General features: G+C 43.3%; 20 protein-coding genes. 12 read left to right on the top strand and 8 right to left on the bottom strand.

Annotation, left to right across the window (positions count from 1 at the left end; genetic code table 11):
• From MUN53_RS00375 to MUN53_RS00350, 6 genes are all read right to left on the bottom strand, one after another.
• Complete coding sequence (locus MUN53_RS00375) at positions 1-1,017, bottom strand: hypothetical protein (protein WP_243322919.1); 1,017 nt, start codon at positions 1,015-1,017, stop codon at positions 1-3.
• Positions 1,018-1,025: 8 nt separating this feature from the next.
• Positions 1,026-1,895, bottom strand: coding sequence for a DUF58 domain-containing protein (locus tag MUN53_RS00370; RefSeq protein WP_022457236.1), 870 nt, complete (start codon positions 1,893-1,895; stop codon positions 1,026-1,028).
• Positions 1,896-1,982: 87 nt separating this feature from the next.
• The gene (locus MUN53_RS00365) at positions 1,983-2,978 is read right to left on the bottom strand and encodes an AAA family ATPase (protein WP_022457235.1); all 996 of its coding nucleotides are present in this window, start codon (positions 2,976-2,978) and stop codon (positions 1,983-1,985) included.
• Positions 2,979-3,509: 531 nt separating this feature from the next.
• Positions 3,510-4,862 (bottom strand): Na+/H+ antiporter NhaA, encoded by a 1,353-nt coding sequence (nhaA, locus tag MUN53_RS00360; protein WP_243322918.1) that lies wholly within the window; start codon positions 4,860-4,862, stop codon positions 3,510-3,512.
• 1 nt (position 4,863) lies between these two features.
• A complete protein-coding gene (locus MUN53_RS00355) occupies positions 4,864-5,745 on the bottom strand; it encodes an aldose 1-epimerase family protein (protein ID WP_243322917.1) in 882 nt (293 codons plus the stop codon).
• 40 nt (positions 5,746-5,785) lie between these two features.
• Positions 5,786-6,571, bottom strand: coding sequence for a hypothetical protein (locus MUN53_RS00350; RefSeq protein WP_243322916.1), 786 nt, complete (start codon positions 6,569-6,571; stop codon positions 5,786-5,788).
• Positions 6,572-6,668: 97 nt separating this feature from the next.
• On the opposite strand from MUN53_RS00350, the gene MUN53_RS00345 reads away from it, so the two are divergent.
• The 12 genes from MUN53_RS00345 to MUN53_RS00290 all read left to right on the top strand — a co-directional run bounded on the left by MUN53_RS00345 (position 6,669) and on the right by MUN53_RS00290 (position 19,105).
• Positions 6,669-7,601 carry a DUF362 domain-containing protein gene (locus MUN53_RS00345; RefSeq protein WP_243322914.1) on the top strand — a complete coding sequence of 311 codons (933 nt, stop codon included), beginning with the start codon at positions 6,669-6,671 and terminating at the stop codon, positions 7,599-7,601.
• Between the two features lie 6 nt (positions 7,602-7,607).
• Entirely contained in the window at positions 7,608-9,245 is a 1,638-nt protein-coding gene (locus tag MUN53_RS00340; protein WP_243322912.1) for a 4Fe-4S binding protein, read from the top strand.
• Between the two features lie 40 nt (positions 9,246-9,285).
• Positions 9,286-10,416 (top strand): tRNA guanosine(34) transglycosylase Tgt, encoded by a 1,131-nt coding sequence (gene tgt / locus MUN53_RS00335; protein WP_243322911.1) that lies wholly within the window; start codon positions 9,286-9,288, stop codon positions 10,414-10,416.
• Between the two features lie 7 nt (positions 10,417-10,423).
• A complete protein-coding gene (locus tag MUN53_RS00330; RefSeq protein WP_022457227.1) occupies positions 10,424-11,509 on the top strand; it encodes an LptF/LptG family permease in 1,086 nt (361 codons plus the stop codon).
• 226 nt (positions 11,510-11,735) lie between these two features.
• Complete coding sequence (locus MUN53_RS00325; protein WP_243322910.1) at positions 11,736-14,024, top strand: NADP-dependent malic enzyme; 2,289 nt, start codon at positions 11,736-11,738, stop codon at positions 14,022-14,024.
• A 43-nt stretch (positions 14,025-14,067) separates the two neighbouring features.
• A complete protein-coding gene (locus MUN53_RS00320; protein WP_243322909.1) occupies positions 14,068-14,886 on the top strand; it encodes a YaaA family protein in 819 nt (272 codons plus the stop codon).
• Positions 14,887-14,926: 40 nt separating this feature from the next.
• Positions 14,927-15,772 carry a bifunctional hydroxymethylpyrimidine kinase/phosphomethylpyrimidine kinase gene (gene thiD, locus MUN53_RS00315; RefSeq protein ID WP_243323004.1) on the top strand — a complete coding sequence of 282 codons (846 nt, stop codon included), beginning with the start codon at positions 14,927-14,929 and terminating at the stop codon, positions 15,770-15,772.
• On the top strand, positions 15,769-16,377 hold the full coding sequence (locus MUN53_RS00310) for a thiamine phosphate synthase (RefSeq protein WP_243322908.1): 609 nt from the start codon (positions 15,769-15,771) through the stop codon (positions 16,375-16,377). The genes thiD and MUN53_RS00310 overlap by 4 nt, the downstream gene beginning before the upstream one ends.
• Positions 16,374-17,027, top strand: a complete 654-nt coding sequence (locus tag MUN53_RS00305) for a thiamine phosphate synthase (protein ID WP_243322907.1) — start codon at positions 16,374-16,376, stop codon at positions 17,025-17,027. Before MUN53_RS00310 ends, MUN53_RS00305 begins: the two co-directional genes overlap by 4 nt.
• A 41-nt stretch (positions 17,028-17,068) precedes the next feature.
• Positions 17,069-18,295, top strand: coding sequence for a phosphoserine phosphatase SerB (serB, locus tag MUN53_RS00300; RefSeq protein ID WP_243322906.1), 1,227 nt, complete (start codon positions 17,069-17,071; stop codon positions 18,293-18,295).
• Positions 18,296-18,306: 11 nt separating this feature from the next.
• Positions 18,307-18,609: a Dabb family protein gene (locus MUN53_RS00295; RefSeq protein WP_022457220.1), complete on the top strand. Its 303-nt coding sequence runs from the start codon at positions 18,307-18,309 to the stop codon at positions 18,607-18,609.
• A 22-nt stretch (positions 18,610-18,631) separates the two neighbouring features.
• On the top strand, positions 18,632-19,105 hold the full coding sequence (locus MUN53_RS00290) for a C-GCAxxG-C-C family protein (protein WP_022457219.1): 474 nt from the start codon (positions 18,632-18,634) through the stop codon (positions 19,103-19,105).
• A 33-nt stretch (positions 19,106-19,138) separates the two neighbouring features.
• On the opposite strand, the gene MUN53_RS00285 is transcribed toward MUN53_RS00290, so the two are convergent.
• Both MUN53_RS00285 and MUN53_RS00280 read right to left on the bottom strand, forming a co-directional pair.
• Complete coding sequence (locus MUN53_RS00285; protein ID WP_243322904.1) at positions 19,139-19,843, bottom strand: MgtC/SapB family protein; 705 nt, start codon at positions 19,841-19,843, stop codon at positions 19,139-19,141.
• A 122-nt stretch (positions 19,844-19,965) separates the two neighbouring features.
• Positions 19,966-21,021, bottom strand: coding sequence for a DUF4925 domain-containing protein (locus tag MUN53_RS00280; protein WP_243322903.1), 1,056 nt, complete (start codon positions 21,019-21,021; stop codon positions 19,966-19,968).
• Positions 21,022-21,174: the final 153 nt, after the last annotated feature.

Genomic DNA, 21,174 nt, shown 5'->3' with positions numbered 1-21,174 from the left:
TTATTCCTTTATTTTAGAATCATTTGTTTCACTCTGTTTTTCTTCTTCCCCTCCTGTCGCTTCAGAAGTTTCTTTCTCCGGAATTACTTCTTCGGGTTTCGTTTCGGTCACAAACAGATAAGCGTTTGTCATACTCCGGTCATTTTCGTCGGGCAGCGGATGAAGTTTGGCGAACTTAACGAAGTCTGCCAAGCCAAGAATCTGCTGTAACTTATCATAAACCGGCGCTGCTTCCTTCACACCCCGAAGGATATCCAATATTTCCCCGGATGTCATCTCCATTGCATTGACACCGAAACGATCTACAATATACCGACGAAGGGTTTCGGTTAATGCGGTATAATACTCCTTGTTCAAACCTTGTTGCCACAGTTTCTTTTCCTTCAACGCATCCAGTTCTTTCATGGCTTGCTCGAAAGGAGGCAATTTCGGTTCGGCAGGTTCTGAGAACGGCAAAATAGACTTCCGGTTCTTCAGTCGCTTGATTACATATATAATAATACAGAGCAACAGTAATCCCAGCAGCACACCGTAAATAATCGGATAATAATCTGCCCACACGAAAGGAGGTTTCCACACATCCTTAATGTCATAAAACTCTTCCGGCTTATCTACATTTACGGGAACTGTCGATACCTTCAAAGCTACCTGATTGGAATAAACCGTATCTGCCCCGTCGATGACTTTCAACGGAGGAAGCAAATACAAGGCCGAGTCGAAGGAAGTAATCAACAGATCCTGCTTGATCAGTAACCTGTTGTTTTCTATAACCGACGAATCAGGTTTGGAAATTTCCAGTACTTCTACTCCACGCATCAAGGTATCTGCAGGAATAACAATCTGTACCGGGCGATCCTTATCGGCAGTAACCGACAAATGCAGCTTGGTCTGCTCGCCGATCAGGATAGCAGCCGAATCAATCTTGACATCAATCAGCGACTGTTGTGCCTGGATCTTTCCGCCCACCAAACCGGCAGCCATCGAAAATACCAATATAGTTTTATTCAATACATTCATGATTCTCTTTAATTTCGTTTTTCGAAAAGAGCCATTAACGACTTCACATAATCATCTTCCGTACGAATGGAGACTGAATCAACACGGCATTTCTTGAATGTTGTATCCATTGCTTCCTGGCGTTTCTCCCACCATTCCTTGTACGCCTGGCGGACACGCGACGATGAAGTATCAATCCATTGTTCTTTTCCTGTTTCGGCATCCTTGATCTTCATCAGACCGACCGACGGCAATTCTGTCTCGCGCTGATCATATACCTGAATGGCAACCATGTCATGCTTGCGGTTAGCCACCGTCAAAGCATCCTTGAAGCTGTCCTTATTGATAAAATCAGAGATCAGAAAAGCTGTACAACGCTTTTTGATAGCATTCGTCAGGTATTTCAATACCTGGCTTATATCGGTTTGCCGGTCTTCCGGCTGAAAATCGATCAACTCGCGGATCACATACAGAATATGCTTTCTTCCTTTCTGCGGCGGAATGAATTTTTCGACCTTATCCGAGAAGAAAATCACCCCGATCTTATCATTATTCTGTATAGCCGAAAAGGCCAATGTGGCAGCTATCTCCGTCATGATTTCTTTCTTCATCACATTCACGGAACCGAAATCGCGGCTGCCGGATACGTCAATCAGCAACATCACGGTCAATTCTCGCTCTTCTTCAAAGACTTTTACATACGGACGGATATAGCGCGCAGTCACATTCCAGTCTATGTCTCGAATATCGTCCCCGTACTGGTATTCACGTACTTCACTGAAAGCCATACCACGTCCCTTGAATGCTGAATGGTATTGCCCGGCAAAGATATTACGTGAAAGGCCACGGGTCTTGATTTCGATCCGACGGACTTTCTTTAACAGTTCACTTGTTTCCATTGTATCAACTTAATCATTGAAAATTGACTTGGGAGAATGAGGCGTTTCCTGTCCGGATCACCCATTCTCCGTTGCTAGGGTTTATTATCAAGGTACTTCTACCTTATTCAGAATTTCACTGATTACTTCTTCTGTTGTCAGATTATTCGCTTCAGCTTCGTAGCTCAAACCAATACGATGACGCAATACATCGTGACAAACGGCACGGATGTCTTCCGGAATTACATAGCCTCTACGCTTGATGAAGGCATAAGCACGAGCGGCTGATGCCAGACTGATAGAAGCACGCGGAGAAGCTCCGAACGAAATCATATTTGCCAAATTAGCCAATCCGTGTTCTTGCGGGAAACGAGTGGCAAAGACAATATCGACAATGTAACGCTCAATCTTCTCATCCAGATAGACTTCACGAACCACCTTGCGGGCTTCCATGATTTCTTCTTTCTTCAAGATCGGCTTGATTTCCGGTTTGATACCTGAGATATTCTGACGGATAATCAGTTTTTCTTCTTCTTTCTTCGGATAGCTGATAATAACCTTCAGCATGAAACGGTCCACCTGAGCTTCCGGTAGCGGATAAGTACCTTCCTGTTCAATTGGGTTTTGTGTAGCCATTACCAGGAAAGGTTCCGGCAGCTTGTATGTCCGTTCACCAATAGTTACCTGACGTTCCTGCATCGCTTCGAGCAAAGCACTCTGTACCTTGGCCGGAGCACGGTTAATTTCATCGGCTAATACAAAATTAGCGAAGACGGGACCTTGTTTAACTTGGAATTCTTCGCTTTTCTGACTATAAATCATGGTACCGATAACGTCGGCCGGCAGCAAGTCCGGGGTGAACTGTATTCGGCTGTATTGCGCGTCAATCAAAGATGACAATGTTTTGATGGCTAAAGTCTTTGCCAAACCAGGAACACCTTCCAACAAGATATGTCCATCAGAAAGCAAACCGATCAACAATGATTCAACCAAATGTTTCTGACCTACGATAACCTGGTCCATACCCATCGTAATCATATTTACGAAGGAACTCTTACTCTCAATTCGCTCATTTAACTCGCGAATATCCACAGTCTGACTCATAAATAAAAATTTATAGTGTTATATTATTCTCTTTTTTAAGCTGCACAAAATTAGAAATGTTAAATCCGTATGCTGAACTTTTGCAGTTAAATAATACTAAACCACACGCTGGCAGCGCTTTTTTTACAGTGTTTAAAGTTATGAATAGTTCTTTTTGATAGCTATCAGGCCGAAAAATGTATCGATTTTCATCCATTGCGGGTACAGGCTATTCTTTGCAAACTGCCGGATCCTTATTTTATTTCCGCCTGGATATTAAGTCAAATACAATAGGACACTAATCTTCCTCCGATCGGAGGAAAGGTTTCCTTCGGTCGGAGGACATGCATCCTTCGATCGGGGGAAACACATCCTTCGGCCGGAGGAAACCTAATGTTTCGTTACTTTTGGATTAATTCTTCGGCAGAATCGGATTAATACGATGGATGCTGTAGGTTAGAAACCAATCAGATAAGACTTCAAGGTAAAGAAAAAGGCGGGCCTTTGGTCTGACACCAAAGACTCGCCCTAGCCTATTGTTTTTTATTTCTGTTAGCTATTCTCTTTCGGAAGTACCATGCGAAGCAGCAAGTAGCCGGTCAGACCAGAAAGGAAAGAACCGACAAAAACACCCAACTTCGCCTGATTCAGCAGATCTATCCCCTGTTCGGTAGTCGAATCAAACGACAGATTCGCGATAAACAATGCTACTGTAAAACCGATACCTCCGAGCATCGACACGGCAAACAAGGTCCGTTTGCTAAGTCCCTGCGGCTTCGGAATAATACCACTACGGATAAACAGATAAGAGAAGCTGAAAATACCCAGCGACTTACCGGCTATCAATCCCAATACAATGGCCAACGGTACATGTATCAATGATTCCGGACGGATATCACCAAACGTTACACCGGTATTCACAAAGGCAAACAGCGGCAATATCAGATTATTTACCCACGGATGCAGGCGGTGAGCAATGGATTGCAGCGGACTGATGGAATGATCTGTACACATGTGAATATTGTTCAGTACCTGGATTTGATGGGAAGTCAAAACCGAAGCGCGGTCGCAACTCTTCACATCATTCGAATCGAGCATCGAAAGATATTCAGTCATATCACCGGTAAAGCGTTCCAAATCAATTTTAGGTTTGGCGGGAACTGTAAAGGCAACCAAAACACCCGCGATAGTTGGGTGAATACCGGATTCCATAAACAACATCCAAACACAAAAGCCTAAAGCATAATAGAACAGACGGTTGTAGATCTTCATCTTTCCACCCAAATACAAAACCAAGAGCAAGAAAGCCGAAATCAACAACGGCTGTAACGAAACATGTCCACTATAAAACAAGGCGATGATGATGATTCCACCAATATCATCTACCACGGCCAAGGCAGTCAGGAAGATACGCATCGTCAGTGGTACACGTTTCCCCAGTAATCCCAATACAGCCAGCGCAAAGGCAATATCGGTAGCCATTGGAATAGCAGCACCATTCGCTTCCGGACCTTCATGACAAACCAGGAAATAAAACAGCACCGGCACAACCATTCCGCCAATAGCCGCCACAATCGGCAACAAAGCTTTCCGGAAAGACTGTAACTCTCCTACCAGAACTTCCTGTTTGATCTCCAGACCAATCGTAAAGAAGAAAACAGCCATCAAAGCATCGTTGACAAAAGCCAACATCGAAAGCGGTTCTCCGTGATGAGAAAAGATACTGAAGTCGCCGAATACCAGCTTTACAGGGAATTGCAGAAAATGATGATACCGGTCTTGCAACGGACTGTTTGCCAAGATCATGGCCAAGATAGTAGCCAGAAACAGCAAAACGCTGGCGTTGGGCTTCTGAATGGCAAAACGCTGCAACGGTTTCAAGATAACTTTAAATGTTCTTTCCATATCAGCATTCTTTATATAAGGTAATGGTATAATCCGCTTCGAAAGTCTCGCCTCCGTTCAGCTGTTGTATCCAGTCTTTGTCCTTGTATTCGCCGGCATAATGGACACGATCACAACGTCCGTACCACGGTTCAATGCAGACAAACGGCGCATTCTTGGCAGGAGGCGACCAAAGTCCGACAACCGGAGCTGTAAATTCCAAGGAAAGGTGCGGCTGTTTTTGCTTGTCGAGCAACGTCACCTGGCTTATCTGTCGGTCCTCAAGTACCAACGCATCCCGATCAAATGTATGAATGTCCAGCGGAAGTAAGCCGTCTTGCAATGAAACAGGATGTTTATCCAAGGCTACACAACCTTTTTCTGCAATCAGGATACAAGACAAACCGTCTTTTTTATCAAACGAGAAGAAACCACGTTCAGCTGTATCCGGACAGAAATCCGGATAATAAAATGCCGGATGCGCTCCTATCTGGAAAAACATTTCCTGCGAAGCCGGATTTATCACTCGCCACATCACCCGAACAGATTGTTGCTCCAGGCGATAACCTATTTCCAGAACAAACGGAAAAGGATACTTTTTCAAGGTCTCTTCGTTACTTTCCAGACGAAACCAGACTTCGGTTTCCGTTTGTGAGATTAGGGAAAACGTCATATCCCGTGCAAAACCATGCTGCGACAACGAATAAGTTTGTCCGTTTTGCCGGTATGTATTTTCCCAAACGCTACCAACGATAGGAAACAAAACCGGTGAATGCCGTTTCCAATACGCCGGATCAGCCTGCCATAAATACTCCGTTTGGGATCGGTTCCCTCGGATACTACAAAGTTCCGCTCCTTCGGGCGAAACCTGAACTGTCAATTGTTGATTCGATAATGTAACCATATTCCTATAAACTTGCTATGTGTTTTACGATCTGTTTCTTTTATTCCACTAAGCCCGTAAGCAATAGTTCCGGCACCAAGCCAACTTTCTTCAACGCTCCAATAAGAGCCGTATAAAGAGCGGGCTCTTGCTGATAATCCGGATAGATTTCTATCTGACGGATGTAAGAAGCCGGAACTTGTATGGCTTTCATTGGCTTTAAAGTCGTTCCATTCCATCGGTAATCAGCTTCTTCTGGCGTATTAAGAGACGTGATCCGCCATTCTTTACAAGGTTGTTCAACAGCCGGTCTCCATTCAAACAAGGTTTTATATAATAAGGAAACGAAACGAGAGCCCGGCAGAAATCCGGTGTTTTCTTCATCAAAAAGGATCTTCTCGTATTCCTGTTTTAATAAAGGTTCGAAAGTTTCCTGCATTTCGTTCTCGTCATACTTGCAACAAACCAGCGACAAGTTCTCGCCCAGACACAAGTCAATCAGATCTTCTGAATCAAGACTTATCCATAAATCATTTTGGGCAGGTGTAAAGGAAGTTGATTCTTCATATAAAGAACAGGAAAAAGGAACCAGTTCCGGACCAATCAGCCGTAATTGATGCTCGCGGAAGAAAGGCATTTCTTTTTTACTGGATGACTTTCCGAGGGATAAACTTTGCTCGTACACTTCAATGACTTTCCGAATACCTTGCAAACCAAAAGGCTCTGGCTGCAAAACGCCATGTTCGTACAGTAAATCACTCAATACGAGTTCAAAGCAAGGCTTATGTTCTATCTCCTGACAAGTAGAAAGGAAATCCGGAATCGATATGGGATACTTTAAAATCATAAATTTTCTTATTTTGTTTCAAAGATAGTAGAATATTTCCAAAATCATATAAATTTGTGCGTAGGAATATAAACCAATATACAAAAATACATCTCTTATGAAACGTCGTGATTTTATTAAGACCAGTGTGATGGCAGGAGCCGCACTGACGCTGAACTTTGACAAATTAGGAGCTGCCTTATCTTCCAATTCAATGGCTGTAGAACAAGTTCCTGATATGGTAGCCATTATGGGTGGAGAACCGGAAGTCATGCTGGACAAAGCGCTGAACGAACTGGGTGGAATCGGTAATTATATTAAAAAGGGGCAAAAAGTCGTTATCAAACCCAATATCGGTTGGGACCGAAGTCCGGAGATGGCTGGCAATACTAACCCGAAGTTAGTAAAAGCTCTTGTCAAGAAATGCCTGGATGCCGGAGCAGAAAAAGTAACCGTTTTCGATCATACTTGTGATAATTGGCAAAAGTGTTATGAAACAAGTGGTATTGAAAAGGCGGTAAAAGAAGCAGGAGGTATCATCATGCCAGGGAACGATGAGAAATATTATAAAGAGGTACAAATACCGAATGGCGTAAAACTGAAATCAGCCAAGATACATGAAGCCTTGATTGAAGCGGATGTTTGGATCAATGTTCCTGTATTAAAGAATCATGGTGGAGCTAAAATGACTTGCGCCATGAAGAATTATATGGGTATTGTATGGGACAGACGTTATTTTCACCAGAATGATTTGCAACAATGTATTGCTGACATCTGTACCTGGGAAAAGAAACCTGTCTTGAATATCGTTGATGCTTATCGCATCATGCACCAGAACGGCCCGCAAGGTAAAACACTGGCCGACGTAGCTACGCTGAAGACGCTGATTGTTTCTCCCAACATCGTAGCCATTGATATGGCAGCTCTTAACCTGTTTAATCAAGTCAAGAAACTCGATCTTGAAGCAGTTGCCCATATTGGCCGTGGAGAAGCTAATCATTTAGGTACGACCAATTTGAAATCACTAAATATCAAACGTATCAAACTTTGATCACTGATGAAGAAGAAAAATTACCTTAAGGGAGTGCGAGTACTGCTCGCTCTCCTTTTCTTTATACCTATTCTTTTATTTTTTGTAGACTTTGCTGATTTGTTACCTGATCAGACCCATGTCTGGTTGCAAGTACAAATCATGCCGGCTTTGCTGGGTTCGATGTGGATTGCTTTAATCGTTCAATTACTGCTGTCGGTAGTCATAGGCCGTTTATATTGTTCAACCGTTTGTCCGGCCGGTGTGTTGCAAGACCTGATTAATTGGATTTATGGGAAATGCCGGACAAAAAAGAATGGCATCCGCCGTTTTTCTTATCACAAGCCCATGAACGTGTTGCGCTATGTCTTGCTGTTTTTCACACTGGTAAGTGCTTTTTCGGGTATAGCGAGTGTTGCTCTTTGGTTGGACCCGTACAGTAACTTCGGACGAATTGCTTCAAATCTTTTCCGCCCGTTGGTGATCTGGACCAACAACGGATTAGCAGAAGCGCTCATGGCCATGGATAATTACAGTCTTTATCAGGTGACGGTTTCGACCGTTACTACCGCCGGTTTTATCAGTGGTATTATAGCCCTGCTCCTATTCATCGGATTAACTGTGTGGAGAGGTCGTTTGTTCTGCAATACAATCTGCCCAGTCGGTTCCCTGTTGAGTCTGTTTTCTCGGAAAGCAGTTTTTCATATTGCCATCGATCCGGAAAGTTGCGTAGGCTGTGGCCTTTGTGAACATACTTGTAAAGCAGAAGCAATCAACAGTAAGGACAAGACGGTTGATATGTCGCGTTGTGTAGACTGTTTCAACTGCATATCTGTTTGCGCCAAAGGAAGTATTTCATTTACAGCCAAACAAACCAAGAAAGTTGAAGCATCTGTTCAGCCCGTTCGTCAGGAAATGAGCACAACCACCAATAGCCGCCGTACCTTTTTGGCTACAGGAGCGACAGTTGTTTCTACTCTTCCGGCTGTTTCTGCCCTGGCACAAGCCTTACATCAGGAAGAATGCCAGTGTGGTGACGATTGCGATCATGCCAACTGTTCGCACAAACACGGAGCAGGAAACAGACAAGGCCACAAGAATCGGAAGAAATGGCTTCCGATTACACCTCCGGGTTCCTTGAGTATCGAACGCTTTAAAGACTTGTGTACAGGTTGTCACCTTTGTGTAACACAATGCCCCAGCCAGGTTTTACGTCCGGCAGGAATGGAATATGGTTTTGATTATCTGTTGAAACCCCACATGTCTTACCTGAACAGTTATTGCAATTACGAATGTACGGTATGTTCGGAAGTATGTCCTACTCATGCCATTCGTCCGATCACAAAGGAAGAGAAAGCAACTACACAAGTAGGTGTGGCACATTTCTTTATTAATCGTTGCATCGTTCATACGGAAAACACCGATTGCGGAGCCTGCTCTGAGCACTGTCCGACACAGGCTGTACAAATGATGCCTTACAAAGGTACACTCACCATTCCACAAGTAAACCCCGATCTTTGTATCGGTTGCGGTGGTTGTGAATCCATTTGTCCGGTTCGTCCGATGCGAGCCATTATCATCAAGGCAAACGATGTCCACAAACAGGTAGAAAAGCCAAAACAGGAAGAAGTGAAAGAGATCGAAGTAACCGATTTTGGTTTCTAAGTCTGTTGTCAATTCCGTATTATTTCATACCTTTGCGGTCATGAAATTCGAATTACAATATAACGATACAAAAACAAATGCAAGGGCGGGCTTGATTACTACCGACCACGGAGTAATCGAGACGCCTATATTTATGCCCGTAGGTACGCAAGGAGCCGTAAAGGCTGTTCACATGCCTGAGTTGAAAGATGATATTAAAGCCCAAATCATTCTGGGTAATACTTATCATTTATATCTTCGTCCGGGACTGGATATTTTAGAGAAAGCAGGCGGACTGCATAAGTTTAACGGCTGGGATCGCCCTATCTTGACCGACAGTGGAGGCTTTCAGGTTTTCTCATTATCAGAAAATCGGAAATTGCGCGAAGAAGGAGCTGAATTCCGTTCTCACATCGATGGCTCCAAACATCTGTTTACTCCGGAAAAAGTAATGGACATCGAGCGAACCATTGGTGCTGATATCATCATGGCATTCGACGAATGTTGCCCGGGCGACGCGGAGTTTGATTATGCCAAACAGTCGTTAGGTCTAACCGAACGTTGGCTGGATCGCTGTTTCAAGCGTTTCAATGAAACGGAACCTAAATATGGATATCAGCAAAGCCTCTTTCCTATTGTACAAGGATGTGTATATCCTGAACTGCGAATCCGTGCAGCCGAAAATGTAGCGGCCAAGGAAGCTGATGGAAACGCTATCGGAGGTCTGGCCGTTGGTGAGCCAACAGAAAAGATGTATGAAATGATTGAGTTGGTCAATGGTATTTTACCCAAAGACAAACCTCGTTATTTAATGGGTGTCGGAACACCGATCAATATTCTGGAAGCGATAGAACGAGGCGTTGATATGTTTGATTGTATCATGCCAACCCGTAATGGACGAAACGGACAGATCTTTACTCCTTTTGGAACGATGAATATGCGTAACAAGAAATGGGAATACGATTTCTCTCCGATTGATCCGGAAGGTCCTTCCTTTGTTGATCGGATTTATACGAAAGCCTATTTGCATCACCTGATCAAAGTCAATGAAATATTAGGTTTGCAAATAGCTTCCATACACAATCTGGCCTTTTATCTCTGGCTGGTAAAAGAAGCGCGTAAACATATCATAGCAGGTGATTTCTCAACTTGGAAATCCCAAATGGTTCGTCAGATGGACAACCGATTATAATAGCAATATGAACTTGAAGCTAAAAAGAATAGATTGGTATATCATCAAACAGTTCCTTGGCACCTATGTCTTTGCCATCTTACTGATTATTTCGATTTCAGTGGTTTTCGATATCAATGAAAAGATTGATAAATTCCTTCGTCCGGAAGTGCCACTGAAAGCGATTGTCTTTGATTATTACTTGAATTTCATTCCGTATTTTGCCAATCTGTTCAGTCCGCTATTTACATTCATTGCCGTTATCTTCTTTACTTCCCGACTGGCAGACAACTCTGAAATCATTGCGATGCTGGCAAGTGGTATGAGCTTCAGGCGATTGATGTTGCCATATGGTATATCTGCAGCGATCATTGCTACGGTAACATTTATATTAAATGCCTTCATCATTCCGCCATCCAACAAGACTCGTATTGATTTCCAGAATAAATACATCAAGAACAAAGCGACAACGTATGCCCGAAATGTACAATTGGAAGTAGAACCCGGTATTATTGCCTACTTCGACCGTTATGAAGCTCGTTCGAATATGGGTTATCGCTTTTCTCTGGAACACTTTGAAGGGAAACGACTGGTATCACGTCTGACGGCCAATTCCATTAAATATGATACCTTATATCATTGGCAAGTCATAGACTATACGATACGGGATTTCGACGGCATGCGCGAATACATTACACAAGGTTCTCGCTTGGATACGACACTGACTATTGTTCCGTCGGACTTTCTCATCTCGGTCAATGACTGTGAAACCATGACTTCTCCGGAATTGCATACGTATATCAGCCGTCAGCAGAAACGAGGAATTGGAAACATCCAGACATTCGAGATCGAATATCACAAGCGATATGCCACAATCATGGCGGCTTTTATCCTAACAGCTATTGGAGCTTCTCTTTCTTCCAGAAAGGTTAAAGGAGGAATGGGTTTGAATATCGGTATCGGTTTGGCTCTTAGCTTCTCATACATCTTGTTTATGACGATCACATCCACCTTTGCCATTAGCGGATATGTAAGTCCGATGGTGGCTGCCTGGATACCTAATATTTTATATACTTTCATCGCCATTTATCTATATCGGAAAGCTCCGAGGTAAAAATAAACTATTCTCTTTTTAAGATCAGAGAAATTAGTCTTTCAAATAAACGAGAATCAAATTCAAAATAAGTTGGTTTTGAATTTGATTCTCGTTTATTTTGGAAGCATATGAATAATCGAATGAATAAATGGCGGAATTATCTTGATAAATTATTACCTTTGCGCGTCGAATAAACGACATTGATAAGCATTTTGATTAAACAAACTTACATTCTATAAGAAACATGGCAAAAGTTACAAAAGAGGATGCCCTGCGTTACCATGCCGAGGGCAAACCAGGAAAAATTGAGGTTATTCCTACAAAGCCTTACAGCACACAGGCTGATTTGTCATTGGCTTATTCACCGGGTGTTGCTGAACCTTGTCTGGAAATACAGAAGAATCCGCTGGATGCATATAAATATACAGCCAAAGGAAATTTGGTAGCCGTTATATCTAACGGTACAGCCGTATTGGGTCTTGGTAATATCGGAGCAATGGCCGGTAAGCCTGTAATGGAAGGAAAAGGTCTGTTATTTAAGATCTTTGCCGGAATAGATGTGTTCGATATTGAAGTGGATGAAAAAGATCCGCAGAAATTCATCGAGACAGTCAAAGCAATTGCACCGACCTTCGGTGGTATCAACCTGGAAGATATCAAGGCTCCGGAATGTTTTGAGATTGAGACTCGGTTGAAAAATGAATTGGATATTCCGGTTATGCACGACGATCAGCACGGAACAGCGATTATCTCGGGAGCCGGACTCATCAATGCTCTTGAAGTAGCTGGCAAGAAGATTGAAGACGTTAAGATCGTTGTCAACGGAGCTGGAGCAGCATCCATTTCATGTACTAAATTATATGTGATGCTGGGTGCCCGCAAAGAGAACATCATCATGTGCGACAGTAAAGGAGTTATCTCGACACAGCGTACGGATCTAAACGAACAGAAGCGAGAGTTTGCAACAGATTGTCCGGTAAAAACACTGGAAGAAGCGGTTGCTGGTGCAGACGTATTCTTGGGCTTGTCAGTAGCTGACGTATTGACTAAAGAAATGGTTCGCTCAATGAATGCGAATCCGATTGTCTTTGCCTTAGCCAATCCAAATCCGGAGATCTCGTATGCCGATGCAATGGAATCGAGAGAAGATATCATCTTTGCTACCGGACGTTCGGATTATCCGAACCAGATTAATAACGTATTAGGATTCCCGTACATCTTCCGTGGCGCACTTGACACCAGTGCACGTGCCATCAATGAAGAGATGAAACTGGCTGCTGTGAAAGCGATTGCACAACTGGCTAAAGAACCGGTACCCGACGTTGTCAATGCGGCTTATAAGTTGAAACGTACTACTTTTGGTCGGGATTATATCCTGCCGAAAGCTCTTGATCCCAGATTGCTGACTCGTGTATCTTGTGCAGTAGCAAAAGCAGCGATGGATTCGGGAGTTGCCCGTCGGGAAATTACAGATTGGGATGAATATGCCAACCATTTGCGTGAAATGATGGGCTATGACAACAAGTTGCTTCGCTCGTTTACAGATATGGCCAAAGCCAATCCGAAGCGTGTTGTCTTTGCTGAAGCAAACCATATCAATATGCTGAAAGCAGCAGCTGAAGCTAAAGCAGAAGGAATCTGCCAACCTATCTTATTAGGCAACTGGGATTATCTGCATAAACTGGCAGGAGAAGAAAACATTAGCCTGGAAGGTATAGAAATCATTAATATGCGTTCAGACAGTGAAACTGACCGCCGTCATCGATATGCCTCCATCCTTGCCAAGAAGCGCGAACGGGAAGGTGTAACCTATTCAGAAGCTTGTGAAATCATGTTTAACCGGAATGCGTTTGGTATGATGATGGTTGAAACAGGTGATGCAGATGCTTTCATGACAGGTGTTTACAGCCGTTATTCAGAAGTTACGAAACTGGCGGAACAGATTATCGGTATTCGTCCGACTTACAAACACTTTGGTGCCATGCATATCATTTCTGGCAAGAAAGGAACTTACTTCATGGCTGATACCTTGATCAACCGTCATCCTTCTACAGAAGTATTGATCGACATTGCCCGTCTGACGCATGATGCAGTCAAATTCTTTGCCCATGAGCCGGTGATGGCTATGCTTTCTTACTCAAACTTCGGCGCTGACAAACAAGGAAGTCCGCTGAAAGTACACGATGCCATCGATTATCTGCATACCAATTATCCGGAAATCACAATCGACGGAGAAATGCAAGTCAACTTTGCTCTCAACAAACGGTTACGGGATGAAATGTATCCGTTCAACAAACTGAAGGATAAAGAAGTCAATACTTTGGTATTCCCGAACTTGAGTTCAGCAAACAGCGCTTATAAATTGATGCTCGAGATGGGAAATGTTGAATCTATCGGTCCGATCCAAATGGGATTGAACAAACCGATCCACTTCACGGATGTGGAAAGTTCAACACGCGATATTCTGAACCTGACAACAGTTGCCGTAGTTGATGCGATCGTTCAGGAGCAGATCGACAAAGGGAATAAATAATTCTGTATATACTAGGGACCAAAAATTCATTTCTAGAGGAGTCATGTGGACCAATAGTCACTGCATGGCTCCTTCTTTATCTTATTACATTCACGTTATGCAACTGATCATTTCTCCCGCAAAAACGATGACGGATAAAAGTCCGGTTCAGATGGAAGCTGCGACTAAGCCTCTTTTCCAACATGAAGCCGAAGAAATTGCTTGGCATATGACGCATTTATCTACAGAAGAGTTGAAACGTAGCCTCAAGTTAAGTCCGAAGCTGGCACTCGAAAGCTATAAGCGCTTTCAGGACTTTCATGCGACCGATGTTCCCGGCTTACAAGCCTTACTGGCTTATACAGGAGTTGTCTTTAAGCACATTCATCCGGAAGACTTTACGGCAGCTGATTTCAGCTTTGCGCAACAACATCTGAAGATTGTCTCGATCTGTTACGGATTGCTTTCAGCTTCAGACTTGATCAAACCTTATCGGATGGAATACGATATTAAGATTCCGGAATTAACGGAAGGTAATATGTATCAATTTTGGCAAGGAAAGCAAACCCAACCATTAATTGATGCAGTTCGGTCCGATGATGGAATCTTACTGAATCTGGCAAGTCAGGATATCCAACCTGCTTTCTTCTGGAAACAAATAGAAAAGGAAGTTCGCGTGATTACTCCTGAATTCAAGATTCGGAAAGACGGGAAACTGAAAACCATTGTTATTTATGCCAAGATGGCTCGCGGAGAGATGTGCCGGCAAATTATCCGTCAGCAAATTCAAGATCCGGAAGCGATTAAAGCCTTTGAATGGGAAGGTTTCTTGTACAGAGAAGATCTTTCCACCGAAAATAATTGGGTATTTTTACAGGAGTAAGTCTTCCAGAAAGTGAATTATTAAGTACCTTTGTTCTATGATGAGAACAAAAGAACAATACAGATATCCGACGGCACTTACAATTGCCGGTTCGGACAGTTGCGGAGGTGCGGGAATTCAAGCAGACTTGAAAACCTTTTCCGCACTGGGTGTTTATGGTATGTCGGCCATTACATCCATAACCGCACAGAATACATTGGGTGTAAGAGGCATTCAACCGATTCTTCCAGAAATATTGAAAGGACAAATAGATGCCGTCTTCGAAGACTTCACCATTGATGCCGTCAAGACAGGAATGCTATATAACAAAGCAGCCATTCAAGTTGTGGCTGCTGCTCTTGATCAATATCGCCCGAAATGGATTATTGTTGATCCGGTTATGATTTCAACCAGCGGTAGCAGGCTGTTGCAAGACGATGCCATTGAAGCGATGGTTGATTTATTGTTTCCCCGGACTACACTGATTACACCCAACATTCCGGAGGCAGAATTCCTGACAGGCATTCAGATTCATTCGATAAAAGATATGGATGAGGCAGCACAATTATTATTTGCTAAAGGATGTCAAGCTGTATTGATTAAAGGCGGACACCTGGAAGGAGAACAAAGGATTGACCGTTTATACCAGCTCAATCAACCAGCTGTGACTTTTCAGGCGGAAACCGTTCAGACCGTCAATACGCATGGAACGGGTTGTACGTTATCATCAGCCATCGCGGCATCATTAGCTTTGGGACATTCTCTGACGGAATCTGTTCGGCTGGCAAAAGAATATGTCCAGAAAGGCTTACTGGCAGGAGCCGATGTAACCGCCGGCCATGGTCACGGACCGATGAATCATCTGTTTGATCCGAAGCCTTTACAGAAAAGAGTTATTGAATCATGAAACAACTGATTGCCATTACAACTCCAACCTGCTTTCCGGGTGAAGGAAAGATTATCACTTCCCTATTCGAAGCCGGGTTGGAAAGATTGCATCTCCGTAAACCGGATGCCGGAAAAGAAATAATCGCTGCGCTGATTCATCAGATTCCGGATCAGTTTTATTCCCGAATAGTGATCCACGATCATTTCAGTTTGGCTAGCGAATATGCCTTAGGCGGCGTTCATCTTAATCGAAGAAATCCGAATGCTCCCGATCACTTTACAGGCAGTATCAGTCGTTCCTGTCATTCCATTCAAGAACTGGATACCTGGAAATCGCTGGATTATCTGTTCTTAAGTCCGATCTTTCAGAGTATATCCAAAGAAGGTTATGGAAATGGTTTCCCGTGGCACGAACTGGAAGAAGCAACGGAAAGAGGATTTATCAACCCAAAAGTATTTGCGTTAGGAGGAATAGATGCTTCACATATCCGGCAGTTAAAAGGATTAGGATTTGGTGGTGCTGTTGTATTAGGTGCCTTATGGGGAAAACAACCCGGCGAAAGCGACAGTCGGGAAATCATGGAACGATTCAATCAATTAATAACAGCTATAAAAGAATCATGAATACAACCTACGAAGGAAGTAACCGGTTGATGTTTATTACTAACCGGACAGATCAATATACTGAACAACAAGAAACGCAATGGGTATTGGAAGGCGGATGCCGATGGATTCAGCTTCGGATGAAAGATAATCCATCTTTGGAAACAGCCCGTGAACTGGTCAAACTGTGTGCGCCTTATCAGGCTCGGCTTTGTATTGACGATGATGTACAAATGGCATTAGAGTCAGGTGCTACGGCCGTCCATTTAGGAAAGAACGACATGCCGGTTGATCAAGCTTGTGAGTTGGTTCATCAATCGGGTAAAACAGATTTTCTGATCGGCGCTACGGCCAATACGTTTGAAGATATTTGTCACGCCGCCCGGCTGGGTGCATCATATATCGGATTAGGTCCGTTCCGTTTCACGCAAACCAAGAAGAAACTAAGTCCGATTTTGGGATTGGATGGATATAAACGAATCCTTGAACAATGCCGGGAAGCGGGCATTACATTGCCGGTTTATGCCATCGGCGGAATTGAGATAGAAGACATTCCTGCCTTGATGAAAACCGGAATAACCGGAATTGCTATTTCCGGTACCATCATTCGTGCTAAAGATCCCGTACAGGAAACTAGAAATCTGATTGAAACTATCTTGAGTTCGCTCTGATAAACAAGAAAAATATATACATTTTCCCCAAACAGACTATTATGGCAACAAACGAAGAACTAATACTACTAAACATCAATGGCACGGATCGCCTGGGTGTAACGGCCAAGCTGACAGAAATCTTGGCGCAGAATAATGCCAATATCCTGGATATTGGTCAGGCAGATATTCATAACAATCTGTCGTTAGGTATTCTCATCCAGTGCGATGCTTCGACTTCCGGAGAGATACTGAAAGAACTATTGTTCAAGAGTTATGAATTGGGTGTGAATATTCGCTTTAAACCGATTTCACCGGAAGACTACAGCAAATGGGTCAGTATGCAAGGACGCAACCGATATATTGTTACTATCTTGGGACGAAAGCTGACAGCCAAACAAATTGCAGGTGTCAGCCGGATTATTGCGGAACAAGATATGAATATTGATGACATTAAGCGATTAACCGGACGTATTCCGCTGGATGAGAATGAACGTACACCCAAAGCCAGCGTAGAGTTTTCCGTTCGTGGTACGCCTAAAGACAAAGAGAAGATGAAAGCGGACTTCCTGAAGCTGGCTACAGAACTGCAAGTGGATATTTCTTTCCAGGAAGACAGTATGTACCGACGGATGCGCCGCCTGATTTGTTTTGATATGGATTCAACACTGATCGAGACGGAAGTAATTGATGAGTTGGCAATCCGCGCAGGTGTGGGCGACGAAGTCAAGGCAATTACTGAATCAGCCATGCGGGGAGAAATTGATTTCACCGAAAGTTTCCGCCGCCGTTGTGCCTTGTTAAAAGGTCTGGATGTTTCGGTCATGCAGGAAATAGCCGAGAACTTGCCGATCACAGAAGGAGCCGACCGACTGATGCGTGTACTGAAAAAAGTCGGTTTCAAGATAGCTATCCTTTCCGGTGGATTTACTTACTTCGGAAATTACCTGAAACAGAAGTTCGGTATAGATTATGTCTATGCCAATGAGCTAGAAGTAATCGACGGAAAACTGACAGGACGTTACTTAGGAGAAGTAGTAGATGGCAAACGAAAGGCAGAATTGCTGCGGCTGATTGCACAAGTAGAGAATGTAGATATTCGTCAGACCGTTGCCGTTGGCGACGGAGCCAATGACTTGCCCATGATCAGTATTGCGGGATTAGGTATTGCCTTCCATGCCAAGCCTAAAGTCAAAGCAACGGCCGAACAGTCTATTTCGACAATCGGACTCGATGGAATCTTATATTTTCTGGGTTATAAAGACTCTTATTTGAACGAACATATTTAAATAAACGCGATATGGTTAGACACATTGTAATGTTTAAGTTGAAGGAGTTCGCCTCTCCTGCCGAAAAACAGGCTAAATTAGACGAAATCAAGACAAAGTTGGAAGCCTTGATCGATAAAATTGACGTACTGCGCAGCATAGAAGTTAAGTTCAATTGCAATCCGGCAGAAACTTGGGATTTGATCCTGATTACTGAACTGGATTCGCTGGCTGATGTGAATACATATGCCAATCATCCGGAACATGTAGCCGTAGCTAAAGGAATCATTGGTCCGGTGAAGGCAGACCGGGCTTGCGTGGATTATGAGTTATAATGCGTAGTAAACGGGTTTTATCATGAAAGATTTCAATATAGAAGAGCGGGTAAAAAAGGCCGTTGAAAACTTCGAATCGGGTTATAACTGTGCCCAATCGGTTTTCCTGGCATACGCGGATGTCTTCGAATTGGATTTGGAAATGGCCAAGAGCATGTCGGTTTCATTTGGTGGCGGTATGGGACGAATGCGCGAAGTATGTGGTACCGTCAGTGCCATGTCAATGCTTGCCGGTTTTAGATATCCAGTCGTTGATACGCTAGACCAGGAAGCTCGTACACGCAACTATGCAATTGTTCAGAAGATGGGTAGCTTGTTTAAAGAAGAATTCGGCACTATTATCTGCCGTGAGTTATTGCCACCTACAGAAGCTTCGCAGACAAGTCCGACTCCGTCTATCCGAAACGCAGCTTATTATTCCAGCCGTCCTTGCGGACATTATGTAGCCAAAGCGGCCGAAATTGCTGGGAAAATGCTGAAAGGCGAACTGGAATAAACTCCATAGAGGATCAGGTTGGTAGAAAAAGAATTATTCTACCAACTTGATTTGTGAAACAATTCCTAATTTCCGTATTTCTTCGAATAAATTTGTATAGGAAGAAATCGCTTTTACATTCACTTTATAGGTAATGACAGACTGATCCTCGTCATACAAACTCTCGAACGAAACGTTCACAATAAAAACACCGTTCTTTTCCAACAATCGCCGAATCGCTTTCAAGTCCGGCGTTGCCGTTGTACAATGAATAGACAAAATCTTGTTGACTCCATTCAGGAACATTTTCCGTTCCCACTGCTCTACACTCAGAAGTACAAACAAAGTTACCAGCGTAGTAATCAAAGCCGGGACAAACATTCCGGCTCCGACAGCCAAACCGATGACGGCTACTACCCAAATACAAGCGGCCGTAGTCAGTCCGTACACACTTCCTTTGCTTTGAATAATGGCTCCTGCGCCCAGAAAACCAATGCCCGAAAGCACTTGTGCGGCAATCCGTCCCGGATCTCCGTTCAGAAAGTTCGGATAGCTTTGCGGAATCCAGATAGAAATCAGCATTGCTGCAGTAGAACCCAAACATATCAACGTAAAAGTACGCAGTCCTGCTTCCCGACGCCGGTACTGACGCTCCAATCCTATCGAAGCTCCTAATACGAAACTGATGAGCAAACGAACCAAAGCTGTCGATGAAGTAATCTCCGTACTGCTCAAAATAGCATTCAGACTATCCCACATCTTTCCTCCTTTTTCTATAAAAACAAACCTATTGCCTATTTAGTTTCAGATTCGCCCAAAGAATAACAGCCGGACTTCCTTTTGTCGGATGTCCGGCTGCTCGTCTATAACAAGATGAATGATCACTTCTTCAAACTCAACTGTATTTCCAGTTTGGTAGTCTCTTTCAAGACATCCGGCATCTGTTCCAGTATCGGTTTCACTACAGGCGAAATATCTTCGGGCAGAATACCAATTACCTTATCCCGCAGGAAATCTGAAGTCAATAATGAAAGAATAGCCTTTGCTTCGTCGGTCGCCAAGCCAATCTGAACGGCATCGGCTGTCAGCGAATAGGTCATCGGTATTCCTTCCATCAGATACATTTGCATATCTTTCAGCAAACTAAGCATATCCGAGATATTGGCACGTGTACTCAATATCTGTGTGATATGCAACTGCACATAGATTTTATTGTCTTTGATATAATAATGAGCCAAGTTGATCGGCGAAGTCTGCCAATCGCTAGTTCCTTTCTTCTTATAAGAAGCTACGATATTTCCGTCTTCCAGAAAAGTAACCGACTGCAATGCTTCTGCCACCATTGGAGACAATAAAGCACTCGCCATAGCTCCTACTGCACTTGTCGGTAATTCCTGTCCGCCGACATTGATCTTTTTCCCTGATTCCCAAGTCATGGAAATTGCATTTTCGCTACCAACATTCCAGGTTCCTACAAAATTATTGGCAGGCATCTTCACCTGGATAGCCAACGTCATCTTATCTTTCGACACTTCCCCTTTGTAAGTAAGCTGACGGTTATTCTGATTGTCAGTCCCTTCAAACGTATAAGCCGTTCCTTCCGCATTCAAAGTCAAAGGGACATTCGGCAAAGTCGTCGGAACTTCTCCCGGAACCACACCAGGAGCACCAAAGGCCATATCATGCAAATCCTCAGAAGGGAAAAGAGTATTCGAATCCAACAAGCCATCTAACGTAATTGTTGCTCTTTTACCGTCGTATGTCAGGAAGTGTACCTGCTTACCCACCATCGGTTCTCCACTATATGTTAAAATCAAATCGTCATCCATAAAGAACCGGTTCGCCTCTTTTCCTAAACCTGGTAAATCATCTTTACAAGATGAACATAAGCCTATGACCAAAAGCGCCATACATAAATACCATACTCTCTTCATCATAATTCCAATTTTTATTATTCGTATTTCATTTATTGTAATCAGAAACGTTGAATAGCAAATGTAAGGATTTGTTTGAATAAGTAAATCAGAAAGGCACGTTTTTTTAGCCTTTATTCTTATAAAATAAGGGGTAAAAAAATTCCAGTCCACTCT

Origin of the sequence: Parabacteroides faecalis (genome assembly GCF_022809355.1) — a bacterium.
GTDB classification, from domain to species: Bacteria; Bacteroidota; Bacteroidia; order Bacteroidales; family Tannerellaceae; genus Parabacteroides; species Parabacteroides faecalis.
Note: the sequence above shows the minus strand (reverse complement) of the source record. Positions and strands in the feature narration are given on the sequence as shown.